Here is a 13,687-nt window from a genome sequence, read left to right on the forward strand (position 1 = left end):
CGTGTTCCTTGGTTGAAGGTTGCAAAAAATGGAAAAGTTAAGGTCTTTAATATCCTCTACCGCCAGTATTGGCTTAGTATTCGGGGCAACATTATTCGGTTCTGCAGCTGACGTAACAGCCGCACCAGCAGCTTCAGGGTTGCGCATTGTAAACATCGCGGGGGCGACTTATTTCAATCCAAATTTGGGTGTGGTTGAAACAATATATTCCAACCCAGTAGAGGCAATTGTCGCAGAAGTTCCTGCCATCGAAGTGATTGGCTACTCTGACCTGACGCTATCACGTGGCGCAGTAGATCAGCATCACTTTGAAGTTTGGAATACAGGTAATACTGACCTTGCATTTAATGTGGCTATGGATACCTCGTTCGAAACCGGCGTGGTATCGACGAGCACTCTATTTTGGGATCAAGACGCCGACGGTATCATTGATGAAAACGAACCACGTATTGATCCCGGCTATGAAGTGTCATTGCCGATGGGCGAAAGCTTGAACTTCATCTACAGCTTTGGCGTTAGTGATCAAGTTGATCCGGGCGATATCGCGCTTTCGGGTCTAAATGTATCACCGCGTAGCTTGACCTCTGACGCGACAGTTGCGGGAAACCGCAAGGCGGCTGGACGTATTGTGATCGTCGAAGCTGGATTGGAAGTTTTGAAATCAGCATCGCGTCGCGCGGTTGATGGCGGCGAAGAGCTGACTTATAAAATAGCACTGCGCAACAACTCTGAAACTGCAATTGCGCCATATGGTGAAATCGACGGCAACGTCATTCGCATCGACGGCAGTGAGCGCCGCGGCGTTCTGGTACGTGATGTTGTACCGCTGAACACAGTTTTCACCGAATTTGGAAACTCTGCTGAGTTGCAGCGGCTTTACCATCTTCGGGGCCAGTTGGCGCAGGACTACCAATCTGCGGCCCCCAACGACCTGAGTGAGGTTGACGCCGTCGCATTTTTCCTTCCGCAAGAATACACTGTTGGTCGGTCGACTGATTTGTATTTCTCCGTATTCGTTCGCGATGATCTGGGTGACATGATTGTCCGAAACACGGCGGACACATATCTGCCTAATGCCGATGGTGTTGATACAATCCAATCAAATACCGTGACACTGCGCTATTCTTCGGACGCAGGTGTTGCTCTGGATTTTGTTGCGCCTGATACGCTTGAGAATACGGAATACGGTATCATCGGGTCTGACGCGATGCTGCGCCTAACGTCTGGTGCGTGTAACGTAACGTTGGGCGTCGATACCATCGATATCACTGTAATGAGCCGCATCACAGGCGACACAGAGACGATCAGCGCGCGTGAAACTGGTGCGAACACAGGCGTGTTTTACACTGCGGCCTTGCCGATGGCCTATATGGCTGATGCGGTTTCGGGCGATGGTGTTATCGCGACGACTGATGGCGATATCCTGGATAGCTACACCCTGTGTAGCGGTGAATCTGTGACCGATGTTTTGATCGTGAACCCTGGGAATTTTGTGTTCAACAGCGTGACTAATGCGCCAATCGAAGGAGCGGTTGTACGTATTGTGAACGCTGCTGGCGACGTCGTTACTGAAACAACAACTGATCAATTGGGTTTCTTTGCACTGGGCGAAGTTGCCGAGGGAGTTTATTCCTACTCAGTCACACCGCCACGCGATTTTGCTTTTCCTTCGTCACGCCTAAGCTTTCCGAACTATGACCGCCAGACTGACAATGAAGTGTCATACGGCGAAGCATTCCGTCACGCTGGTGGCGCGATGCATGTCGCAGATATTCCACTGGATCCATATTATGGCGTGCCATTGTCGCTTGAGAAATCAGCGGACAAGGACCAAGTACGCACAGGTGAATTCGTTGTCTACACAATCGATGCAACCAATAACATGGACGAGGCGCTGATTGGCGCTGAAATCCTAGACCGTTTGCCCGCTGGTGCGGTTTATGTTGCAGGTTCGACATTGCTTGACGGTCAGGCATGGCCGGATCCGATCGCTGACGGAACTGGTGACTATCGCTTTGAAATTGGCAATATGTTGCCCCTGCAAGAGCGTGAGCTGACATATGTCCTGCGCTTTACTTCATTGGCACGCGTTGGCCGCAACTATAACACCGCAATCCTTGACGGCCGTCAGGCTGGCACAGGTGATTACCGTTCGTCCAACATCGCGAGCACCTATGTTACGCATGATAATTCTGGCGGTGTGTTTGCCCGCGAAGCATCAATCGTTGGGTCTGTGTTCATGGATTGTAACGGTGATGGTCTGCGCGACGGCCCAGAGGAACCCGGTGTGCCCGGCGTTAAAATTGTAACCCAAAGCGGGTTGTCAGTTGTGACAGACATTGACGGTAAGTATTCTTTGTTCGGTCTGCGCCCTGTATCGCATGTGCTTGCGGTTATGGCGGATACGCTGCCTGTTGAAACAGAGGTCACAGTCACACGAACCACAGATATGCTTCGTGGTGGTTCACGTTTGGTGCCGCTGACACGTGGTGAATTGCAGACAGAAAACTTTGCCTTGGCGTCCTGTACGCCTGAGGCATTGGCAGACGTTGCTGACCGTGGAACCACATTCGCAGACCGTCACAGCGGTGACAGCAACACGATCTCTGATTTGCCAATGACACCGTCGCGTGGCGATCAGCGTTCGGCGCGTACAGAAGCAGGGATCGCGACAACGACGCAAATCTACACTGCAAACCGTCGTGCAGGTGCAACACCCGCGCCAGAGCTTGCTGAAAAAGCCCAGGCAACATCAGTTGACCGTCAAGGTCTTGAGCCTTTGATGCGTAGCCTCACTAATGAACCAGGCTTTATCGGTCTAACCGATGGCCAAGCCATGAGCCGCCGCACTGTCAACATTCAGGTGAAAGGCCCAGCTGATTTGACACTGAGCGTTCGCGTGAACGGCGATACAATTTCGGCTGCCCAGATCGGTGAACGTTCTGTTCTCGCAAGTGAAAACCTACAAGCGATGGCATATATCGCGGTTCCGCTGAGTGCTGGTAAGAACTCTATTGTTCTGGTGGGCGCAGACCCGTTTGGCAATGAGCGCGTTCGCGAAGAAATCACGCTGACTGCACCGGGAGACCCTGCAAAGATCGAGTTGATCGTTCCCGAAACTGCGTCTGCGACGCCAGGATCTATCGTGCCAGTTGTTGTACGTATTCTTGATGCTGCTGGCATGCCGCTTGATGCGTCTAGCACTGTCACACTGCGTGCACGCAACGCGACGTGGGATGTCACCGATATTCGTGACAACCAGCCGGGCCTTCAGGTTTATATCGACAATGGCGAAGCGACATTTGGATTATTGGCACCGCAAACGACGGGGCCGGACCTTATCGAGGTGCGCAGTAGCTTTGATAATGTCGAAGCCGAGATCTTGTTCACTCCAGACTTAGATGAACGTATCATGGTTGGCGTCATCGAGGGGGCGGTCGCACTGAATGGCCGTGGGGATCTGATCGAGGAAAACCGCATCAGTCCGTTCGAAGACACCGCAACAGGCCTGCGTGGCGAAGTATATCTTAAGGGCCGTATTCTGGGTGATGCACTGCTGACCCTGCGCTATAGCTCTGACAAAGATACAGATGATCGTTTGTTCCGTGATATCCGCGGCGACGAATACTATCCTGTTTACGGCGATAATTCAGAGCGTGGCTTTGACGCGCAATCATCTGGTAACCTTTATGTCAAAATCGAAAATGGACAGTCTTACGTTCTGTATGGTGACATGGCGATCGAAGCGGAAAGCTCTGCTTTCCGCCTAGGTGGGTACAACCGCGTTGCAACCGGTGCAAAGGCGCACTGGGAAAGCAATGATGTGTCTGTGTCCGTTTTTGCCGCACATATCGCGCAGCAGCAGCAGGTACGCGAAATCGCAGGGCGGGGTGTATCTGGGCCATATGATCTTGACCTTGATGGGTATCTTGAAGGCTCTGAAAAGATCGAAATCCTGATCCGTGACAGCGAAACCGGCAACGTGCTCGAGACATTCGCACAGCGCCGTGGAACTGACTATGTGTTGGATTTCTTCCGCGATGCAATTGTGTTTAACACGCCAGTGGCACAGGCCGATGCCGATGGTAATCCGGTCAGCATTCGCGTGACCTATGAAACGGAAGGCGATGATAGTGATCGTTACTGGTTGTATGGCGGTGAAGTGTCTTACCAAGCGACCGAAGCGACAAAAATTGGTGCGCGTGTTGTGCACGCTGACGCTGATGGTGTGTCGGTCGAACGTGAACGTATTCGTGCGGTTTATATGCGGACTGAACTTAGCCGTGCTGCGAACGTAGAAATGGAACTGGCCCAGTCTGAAAATAACGCTGGCGATACAGGAAACGCAGGCCGTATCGCTTATGAATTCGATGGCGCAGTTAGTACGCTGAAAATCGAGGCAACGCGCACCGATGAACATTTCGATCCGTCGGGCGCAAACACGCGCGCTGACAGCGATTTGGTGACCATCGACTTTGACCGTAAGCTCACTAGTAAAACAAGCGTGAACACGAGTGCACGTTATCTGGCTGACCGCATCGCCGATACAGAAACCGCGAGCTTGGAACTTACCTACAATCGCAAGGTAAATGACCGGCTAAGCAGCAGCATTGGCGTGCGGAGCAACGTTGATTTATCAGCAGAAGGGCAACCAACAGAGACATATGTTTTGTTGGGTAGTACTTGGCAGCCTGAATCTGCGCCATCACTGACGTTCACATCTGAACTTGAAGTTCCGGTTGAGGGAAGCCCGGTCACAACGGCTAATCTTGGTGCGAACTACCGTTTCGGCGAGGGATGGACATTGGGCGCATCTGTGGGCATCGAGTCCAACAGTCAAACCAACGAAGACAAAGTGACTGATGTACAGCTAAGTGCCGACTACCGCATTGGAGAGCTGGTTTCCGGCTACACCAACTACACTGCTAGCGGGAACGATCTTGAGCGTGCCCAAGTGGTGCAGGGGTTCCGCGCAGATTGGGCGATGAACGAGCAGCTTAAGCTACAAGCGAACTTTGAGCACACACAGCCATTGGGTGAAGACGGCAGCGCGCTGACCAGCCTATCTGTTGGTGCGTCTTGGGAAGCAGAAGATCGGTCTTGGATCGTTGACATGGATGTTGATCAAACATTCGAAGATGCAGGGCGGACGATTTACGGTGACTTTGGCACGGCTGCGCAAATCTCGCCTGATCTGACATTCCTTGCGCGTTCGCGCATCGGTGTTGATCGTCGCGGCGATGGCCCGGACCACATACGTCACCGCGCGCGGGTTGGGGTTGCATATCGGCCTGTCGATGATGCGCGTTTGAACATGCTTGCTTGGTATGAGCAGCAACTCGAAAAGCGCGAGCAGACTAACACAACACATCTGTGGTCCATCGACGGCACATACGAAGCTAGTGAAACAGTGAAGTTGAATGCAAAATATGCAGGCCAAGCCACCGAAATCAAAGTGGGCGAAGGTGCGAACACCGTGAATGCTGAAACTATGACACAGCTTGTGCAAGCAGGCATCGAATGGGACTTTGGCAATGACCAATGGATTGCGGGTCTGAACCTGATGCATCTTTGGGATGACGCGGACACAAGCACAAATGCAATCGGTGCAGAGCTAGGATACGCGTTCGACGAAGGCGCGATGCTATCTTTGGGTTACAATAAGTCCATAGGTCGGTCACCAATCAACAGCCCGCTGACCCAAGAAGGCATGTATGTTCGGATGCGCATCATGCTTGATGAAACCCTGTGGGACCGTCTGGACCAGTTCGGACAAAAGTAAGCCTAGGGTTTGCGAACGGTCACTGCGACCATGTGAAAACAAGTTGATGCATCAACATTGATATGTTGGTGCATCATTGTTTTTGGGTGCGTTCACACTCAATGATCCGCAGTTTTCCACTTATCCGGCGTAACGTAAACAACGCTGTCTTCAATGCTGACCATCATATCGCCGTCCTGGATACTTACGTTCATCTTCATGGACCGATTTGCTAGTTTTGCCAGCTCACTGGTGTGATCCTCGGAAAAGTTCACGACCTGAAGGTTATCAAAGCGGGTGGTGCTGTTTTTGATCTTTTCCCACCACATGTCAGCGGTCCTGCCGCCGTAGCTGTAGACAACCACCTTGTCAGCTTTACCACAGGATTGGCGGACAATCTTTTCACTAGGAAGTCCAAGGGCAACCCATAGCTCAAGCTCACCGCTCAGGCTTTTTTGCCAAATATCAGGCTCGTCATCGGTGGATATGCCCTTAGTCATTTCCAGTTGCTCGTCTGCGTTCAGCGCGAAAGCAAGAATGCGCACCATGAGCCGTTCATCCGTTTCAGAAGGATGTTTGGCAACGGTTAGTTTGTGAGTTTCATAATAATGACGATCCATATCGGACACGGAAAGTTCAACTTTATAAATGGTGGATTTTTGCGCCATGATATGTCCCGAAAATGCAAAGAAAGAGATGCCTAATGCGTCGCCACATCATAAACAAAATCGGCCAAATGGCCGATTTTGCGATTAAAAATGAGTGGGTGGCGGAGGCTCAGTCCGCCATTATGTTTATGTGTGACTCGTAGTGACTTGAAAACAAACGAATAGTGAAGACTTAATGTTTTATTATGTATGCCACAATGTATATCAGTTATTTGGACTGCAGCATCTGTTTGTGCCACGTGGCGCTACAGGAATTGTCTCCAAAAATTTGTTTGAAAAAGGTTGATCTGTCATGCTAACCGCTAATAAAGTCTTCAAGATAGGTGAATGTCTGACGTCAGCGCCTATGGGTGCAAATAGGGTCATTTGCTAAGAGAGTGTTTGTTGCTCATCGTAACCACCGAGGAGTGGACGATGAGAAAGACAACGAAGAGCCCCGGCGAGAAGATCGTCAGAGACATCAAACGTGCTACCCGCAAACATTATTCATCCGAAGAGAAGATCCGCATCGTGCTGGATGGCCTTCGTGGCGAGGACAGCATCGCTGAACTGTGCAGCCGTGAAGGGATCTCGCAGGGCATCTATTACAAATGGTCCAAGGACTTCATGGAAGCTGGTAAAAAGCGTTTGGCCGGCGATACGGCGCGTGCAGCAAACACTGATGAGGTGAAGGAACTGCGCCGGGAGGCAAAGGATCTCAAAGAGGTGGTTGCAGAACAGACGCTCGAACTCCGTTTACTTAAAAAAAGCATGACAGGCGATGGGGGCGACCACGAATGAGGTACCCTGCATCCGAAAAGTTAGAGATCATTCGTTTGGTCGAAGACAGCCATCTGTCTGCGAGTCTTACGCTGGCCAAACTGGGGATCCCTAGGACAACGTTCTACCGCTGGTATGATCGGTATCTGCAACGCGGTGAGGCCGGATTGCAGGACCAATCCCCTAAACCAACGCACGTCTGGAACCGTGTCCCAACGGAAGTGAAGAGCAAGGTCGTTCAGCTGGCGCTGCAGGAGACGGAGCTGTCACCACGTGAGCTGGCGGTGACGTTCACTGATCAGGAGCGCTACTTTGTGTCGGAATCCACTGTGTACCGCGTACTGAAGGCTCATGATCTGATCACCAGCCCTGCCTTCATCGTCATCAAGGCAGCCAATGCGTTCAAAGACAAAACGACTGCGATCAATCAGCTTTGGCAGACGGACTTCACCTACATCAAGGTTCTAGGCTGGGGCTGGTTCTATCTCAGCACGGTCCTCGACGATTACAGCCGCTACATCGTCTTCTGAAAGCCCTGCACCAACATGCGGGCTGAAGAGGTGACGGATACACTGGACCTCGCGTTGCAGGCATCTGGCTGCGATCAGGTGCATGTCGCCCACAAGCCGCGTCTGCTCAGTGACAACGGTTCAAGCTACGTCTCAGGGGATCTGGCCGAATGGTTGAAAGGGAAAGGCATGAAGCACTCTCGCGGTGCACCATAGTCTTCAAGCGCTAGCCTTTGTGAATGCATGTTGTCATGAGTATCAGCTTGGCGCTCGGTTGATACTCTCACAAAGCCGACAAATCCCTTCGGCTTCTTTTGCTTTTGCATCCTTGTTGTACCCTGTTTGTGTGTTTGATCTATGGTTTGTTAATGGTGTCATATGCGGTATTTGTTTATTGATAACAATAAGTAAGTTAGTTGTTGTGGGGGTGTTGAGAGCTTAAGCTTGAAACATCCTTTTGGGGTGGATTGAAGCTGTAGTTTGACTCTGTAATGCCAATAGCAATGCGGGCGGCATAATCATCACTGCGCCGGACGACGAACGTGGTTTTCTGGCTAAAATCGCGGGCGCAGCCTTGCAGTATGTTCATTTTTTGTTCTAATTGACTTTATGCCAGCCGGACACCCGCCAATCAGAGCACATCCTGCCAAGCCGTTCCGCACTTTGCGTGATGCGGCCGTCAGCGGTGAGGTTGTTTTGATACGTTGCGGACTATGTCGACGTGGTGCGACGTTCTTAGCGTCCGACCTTATTCAGGTCGTTGATCCTATGCATCCGGTTCATCTGCCGCCATTTGGCTGTTCGAAATGCGGGACAACTGAATATATCGATATTAGAATGGCCACACCACAATCGAAGGACGTTGGCCTAATGCAGGTTCGGCGATTGGTGGGGAGCAAGAAGGTCTGGCTTTGGCAGGACAAGGTTTTGGGGGAATAGGAATGTGTAACCTCTATTCAAGCACCACTGCCGTTGAGGCGATGCGCCAGATGTTCGACGTTAAACCCGCCAACAGTCATCTGGGCAACGCGGAACCTCGGACTGCAGTCTGGCCAAAGTACCCAGCCCCAGTCGTTCGCCTGACCCCGACGGGCGAGCGTGAACTCGTCGAAATGAATTGGGGCTTTCTGACCATGAACATCAGCAAGAAAACGGGGAAGGAACTGAAACCCGCAGCATGGAACAATGCGCGGGCCGATAAGGTGAACAGCAGCGGTCTTTGGAAAGAGAGCTTTCAGTTGCGGCGGTGCCTTGTTCCGGCATCGAGTTTTCGTGAAGCCAAGGGACAGCGGCCAGCGACAGACTATTGGTTTGCACTCAAAGGCGATGAACCACGTCCGCCATTTGCCATGGCTGGTCTATGGCAGCAGGTTCCAGCATCTCTTCGTCGCGACGATAGCAGTGACCTGACACACACAATCATCACCACCAGCGCCAACGAGATTGTACGTCCGGTCCATCCCGACCGCATGCCGGTCATCTTGCACGCAAAGGACTATGAAACATGGCTCACAGGGTCACCAGACCAGGCTCAGTCGCTGCTCCAACACTTTCCGTCTGAACTTATGACAATCGTGCAGCACGGGACTGGCGTGTTGGTTGATACTGGAACATGATTAACGTGGGTTAGGCTACGATCAAGGAATAGTTTTTCAACACAATGGGCGGATTCCGGTCATTCGCTGCAGGTGCTAATTGCCCGGCACGCTGCCTGCAAAGCTGCTGTTCGCTACACTCAGAACAGCGCTCCACAGGATAGGAAGATGAGTAATCCATTGGGAATGAAATGTCACAAGATTGCGCATCGAATTTGTTAGTTTATTCGCTTCGGATCTTTGACCTCTTGCAGAAGAACTCCCTCGAGCTCTTCTAGAGCAAATCGAAGATCAGATATCGCCTCTCGAATTTCACCGTGCGGGTCGTTTTGATCATCTCCCTTTTCCTTATCGTACACTACAACCTTCAAGACACTTAGAAAGCGTGTTTCTTCGTCTGGATCGGCAATGTCGGCAACCTCGGCAAGCTGGTCTTGGTCGATATCGAGCTCTGCCACGACTTCCTTGATCAACATGGAGGCCAAACATGTAGCATGGTGCTTCAGTTTTCTGGCCAAGCTGAGTTTATCCTCATTGGGACCATTCGGCGGTTCGAACGGCGTCCGGATTTGGAACACTGGATCACCAGTGGATAGCTGTAGCTCCATGGCAGAAAGTGCTTTTTCATATCGTTGCATTGGATTTCTGCCAAGGTAGTGGCGTCGTTCCCGCCAAAGCTTCAAGATCAGATCAGCAGTGTCTTGTTTGAGTGTTCCATCTTCCTCAGAGGTGATCATCTGCTCCGACAAGTAAGCAGCCATCCACTTTGCTGTTATGTCACGGTCATCCAGTTCACTGATGAGCTTACGCCCAAGCTCCTCTATCGCCTGATCTCGTTTCGTACGTTCCGTCGCGACCGAGCCGGATGACTTCGACTCTCTTTTGTGCGACTCGTTTTCTTCTGTTTTGGCCATAGTCGCTCCCAATTGAACGTTCAAAATTCACAGTTGCTATTAAATCGCATTCAAGTTCATCCATGCATTTTCGCAGGCTATGTTTGGTGATGCACAATCGATATCCGTCGATAAAGGAATATGATCTATGCCGCATAGACCTTTCGCTGTCGTTCGGAGTAGTGCTCCAAGTACGGTAGCGCAAATCTGTGATCCCATTTTCTGCAACACCCCACGACTGAGATGACAAAGCGCCAGCTGAAATTTGAAGGGCATCCAAAAGCGCGCTTGAAGGGGCAGCTTGAATACCTCGTGCGTCAACGGGAAAACGGAGATCCGGAGGCTCAAAGACTAGTTAATCATGCCTTCTGAGAGTTGGCATTGTCCACATTATGGGACGTCCGCTTTGGGGAAGCCGCGTCGCAGCAACTCTGGACGTGACGAGTGACCGCTACGGGCCGTTCTTAAAAGGGGGTGGCGGGACCCAATTGGCAAAATGCTGCGACCGATCTGATGGCGGCAGTGAGCCCAAAGCTACAGATGCTGCAAGACGCATGAATGTCGGCTTTGCACTGCCTAGGGTCCAGTGTGCCGTTAAGGGTCCGTCGCATTCGAAAGCGAATATTGGAAGAGGTCATTCAAGCCCCCCTTGGTACACTATCTAGCTTTGCTCAGATTCCCACCATTCGTGCATGGCGTGGAACATTTTTGTCAGCGCAATGGCGCGAGGCGTCGCGGTGTATTCGACCCGTGGTGGCACTTCGGCATAGATTTTGCGCGATACCAATCCATCCCGCTCGAGCGCGCGTAACTGATTGGTCAACATGGTCTGTGTTACCCCGTCAATCAGACGACGCAACTCATTAAAGCGCTTGGTTCCTTGGAAAATCAGGATCTGGAGTACGATCAGCTTCCATTTGCCACCAATCAATTGAGCGATGTCCGGCATCGGACAAAGGGCTGATGGTTCATCACCACGCACAGCGTTCTCTGCGTCTTTTCTGTCAAGCGCCATTGAGGTCTCCTTATCCAATAGTATCATTTTCCGCACTATATACGAAAATTCTGCCTTCTTGTGCTTTAATACCATAGAGTTAATTCTCTCCTAAGCAAACAGGAGAGAGAAAAATGTCGCTTGTTTTACATTTGTTCAGCGGTGCGCCAACAGGATGGCGCGTGCATCTGGGTCTGACGTTCAAGAACCTAGCCGCCGACATTCGCAGACTCAGTAACGATGACAAAGACCAGCTTCGTCCAGAGTTTTTGGCCATTAGTCCGCGTGCCAAGGCCCCTGTATTGGAAACCGAAACTGGTGTTGTGCGGGATTCGATCGCAATCCTAGCTTGGCTCGATCGTGCGTATCCAGAAAACCCGCTCTTTGGCTCAACCCCCGCGCAAGCGAGTGAAATTTGGCAGATAACAATGGAGTGTTGCGAATACTTGCGCGCGGCAAACCACCAGCTTTTATCGCGGGTTTTCCCAAGTGACGGATCGGTGCCAAGCGAGGGTAGCACCGAGCGGGACGCGCTCCAACTGGGTGCGAAAATGGCCCATGCTGAATGTAGATACCTCGAAGATATCTTGTCGGACGGACGTCTCTATCTTGGCGGTGATGTACCGAGTGCCGCTGATGCGGTCGCGTTTCCAGAAATTCGACTGCTTCAACGCGGCGTTGAAACAAAACACGCACTGATGTCGGCTTTTGGATTTGGGAACCCTCCAGAGACCTACCCTCACACAGCCTCCTGGAAGGCTCGTCTGAATGAGGATCCCCGTATCGCCGCCACCCTGCCACCTCACTGGGGTGAAACGCCTCAATCAACCAAGCCCGCTGCCTAACCAATGGAGACTAATTCTATGACCCACCCAAACACTGTAACCCGCGCTGAGTGGCTCGAAGCCCGCCGGGCACTGCTGGAGCAAGAAAAAGCGCATACCAAACAAAAGGACGAAATCACAAAAGCACGCATGGCACTACCCAGAGTGCTGTTGGAAAAAGAGTACGTCTTTGAGACAGAGGGCGGAGAAGTGCAGCTGGCTGATCTGTTCAAAAGCCGAAGCCAACTGATCGTCTACCACTTTATGTATGGACCCGAATGGAAAGCTGGTTGCGTCAGTTGCTCCTTTTGGGCCGACAGCTTCAACGGCCTCGCCCCGCATTTGGCAGAACGCGACACGGCATTTGTCGCGGTTTCGAGCGCGCCTATGTCGATGATTACCTCTTTCAAGAAACGCATGGGTTGGGACTTTGAATGGGTGTCTTCGCGGCCAAACACATTTAATGCGGATTTCAATGTGGGATTCTATCCAGATCGACCCGATGACTCTCCCATGATGTACAACTTCAAAGAAATTGAAGCTGCTCAAATGGACGAAATGCATGGCACAAGCGTTTTCGCAAAAGGCGGCGACGGTTCAATCTATCACACCTATTCGACCTACGGCCGTGGACTAGACATCACCAATGCTGCCTATGCTTACCTCGACATGACACCCGCTGGTCGAAATGAACCATCCAGTGGTAACCCGATGGCTTGGGTGAAACACCATGATGCATACTAAAGCCAGGCAACCGCCTGAGTTGGCAGCCCTCATATTTCCAACGCTTCTGGCCTGCTTCTGCTGGACTTATGTTCTGGCAGGAGCAGGCACAGGAATGAGCATTTGGGCAATGAGCACTCTGCAGTTGCCTCCGCCTATAGATATTCCACGCATGGCAACAAACTGGTCGACTCAATATGTGCTGATTGTAGTTGGAATGTGGTGGTCGATGATGATTGCCATGATGCTGCCGGGAGCAATGATCCATGTTCATTCGCGGAGATTTCCAGCCGGGCCGTCAACGCGGTTCTTTTTCCAATACGCCCTAATCTGGCTGGTATTCAGCTTTGCCGCGACGGGCCTTCAGTTCGCTCTGGAACAGCTTGGGCTGTTTCATGGAATGAAGATGTGGAGCATCAATGGGAACCTTTCAGTTGTTTTTCTGACTGCTGCGGGCGTTTATCAATTCCTACCGATGAAACGGACTGCACTAGCCAAATGTAGCTCGAACGGCAATGACGTCTCAGAGGCTATGTCAGGCTGGTACTTCGGCACTCATTGTCTGATGGCCTCTGCGCCGCTGATGTTGTTGCTCTATGTCGGGGGGGCGATGAACATATTTTGGATTTTTGGCCTGTCGGTTGTTGTTACGATCGAAAAATGGCGGCCACGGGCCCCAGCGTTTTCCAACTTTTTCGGTGTGACATGCTTTCTAATGGCGGCTTACATCTGAGATTAAGGCTGCCAAAACCGGTCTCAACTGCACGATGGATATGCAGAAGTTGCAAAGCGGACCTCTGGAAAGTGATGTTGATAGTCGGGTTTGTCCGTATAGCTGACCTCGGGCGTATCAGAATGTTGTGCTCATTCGCCAATGTCGGCTTTCGGGAAGCTGCATCGCAGCGTCGATAGTCACGGCCAATGTCAGCGAAGGGCCGGAAGCGGCACTCGACATGAAGGG

The 13,687-nt window shown here is 51.6% G+C and carries 8 protein-coding genes and 1 pseudogene; 6 read left to right on the plus strand and 3 right to left on the minus strand.

What is annotated here, in order from left to right:
* The first annotated feature begins 139 nt into the window (after positions 1-139).
* Complete coding sequence (locus tag CLV80_RS00060; protein WP_207766453.1) at positions 140-5,782, plus strand: DUF11 domain-containing protein; 5,643 nt, start codon at positions 140-142, stop codon at positions 5,780-5,782.
* 98 nt (positions 5,783-5,880) lie between these two features.
* Here CLV80_RS00060 and CLV80_RS00065 read toward each other — a convergent pair whose 3' ends face one another.
* Complete coding sequence (locus CLV80_RS00065) at positions 5,881-6,429, minus strand: YaeQ family protein (protein ID WP_106353468.1); 549 nt, start codon at positions 6,427-6,429, stop codon at positions 5,881-5,883.
* A gap of 414 nt (positions 6,430-6,843) precedes the next feature.
* On the opposite strand from CLV80_RS00065, the pseudogene CLV80_RS18600 reads away from it, so the two are divergent.
* Both CLV80_RS18600 and CLV80_RS00090 read left to right on the plus strand, forming a co-directional pair.
* Positions 6,844-7,910, plus strand: a pseudogene (locus tag CLV80_RS18600) (IS3 family transposase); the annotation flags it as partial.
* Positions 7,911-8,638: 728 nt separating this feature from the next.
* Complete coding sequence (locus CLV80_RS00090) at positions 8,639-9,313, plus strand: SOS response-associated peptidase (RefSeq protein ID WP_106353476.1); 675 nt, start codon at positions 8,639-8,641, stop codon at positions 9,311-9,313.
* Between the two features lie 197 nt (positions 9,314-9,510).
* On the opposite strand, the gene CLV80_RS00095 is transcribed toward CLV80_RS00090, so the two are convergent.
* The gene (locus tag CLV80_RS00095) at positions 9,511-10,206 is read right to left on the minus strand and encodes a hypothetical protein (protein ID WP_106353478.1); all 696 of its coding nucleotides are present in this window, start codon (positions 10,204-10,206) and stop codon (positions 9,511-9,513) included.
* Between the two features lie 640 nt (positions 10,207-10,846).
* Positions 10,847-11,200: a winged helix-turn-helix transcriptional regulator gene (locus tag CLV80_RS00100; RefSeq protein ID WP_106353480.1), complete on the minus strand. Its 354-nt coding sequence runs from the start codon at positions 11,198-11,200 to the stop codon at positions 10,847-10,849.
* A 113-nt stretch (positions 11,201-11,313) separates the two neighbouring features.
* Here CLV80_RS00100 and CLV80_RS00105 point away from each other — a divergent pair, with 113 nt between their 5' ends.
* The 3 genes from CLV80_RS00105 (at position 11,314) to CLV80_RS00115 (ending at position 13,459) form a co-directional block, all read left to right on the plus strand.
* Positions 11,314-12,024, plus strand: coding sequence for a glutathione S-transferase family protein (locus CLV80_RS00105; RefSeq protein ID WP_106353482.1), 711 nt, complete (start codon positions 11,314-11,316; stop codon positions 12,022-12,024).
* Positions 12,025-12,042: 18 nt separating this feature from the next.
* Positions 12,043-12,747 carry a DUF899 domain-containing protein gene (locus CLV80_RS00110; RefSeq protein ID WP_106353485.1) on the plus strand — a complete coding sequence of 235 codons (705 nt, stop codon included), beginning with the start codon at positions 12,043-12,045 and terminating at the stop codon, positions 12,745-12,747.
* 94 nt (positions 12,748-12,841) lie between these two features.
* Positions 12,842-13,459: a DUF2182 domain-containing protein gene (locus CLV80_RS00115; protein WP_207766456.1), complete on the plus strand. Its 618-nt coding sequence runs from the start codon at positions 12,842-12,844 to the stop codon at positions 13,457-13,459.
* Positions 13,460-13,687 lie beyond the last annotated feature (228 nt).

Source organism: Yoonia maritima (assembly GCF_003003285.1).
GTDB classification, from domain to species: Bacteria; Pseudomonadota; Alphaproteobacteria; order Rhodobacterales; family Rhodobacteraceae; genus Yoonia; species Yoonia maritima.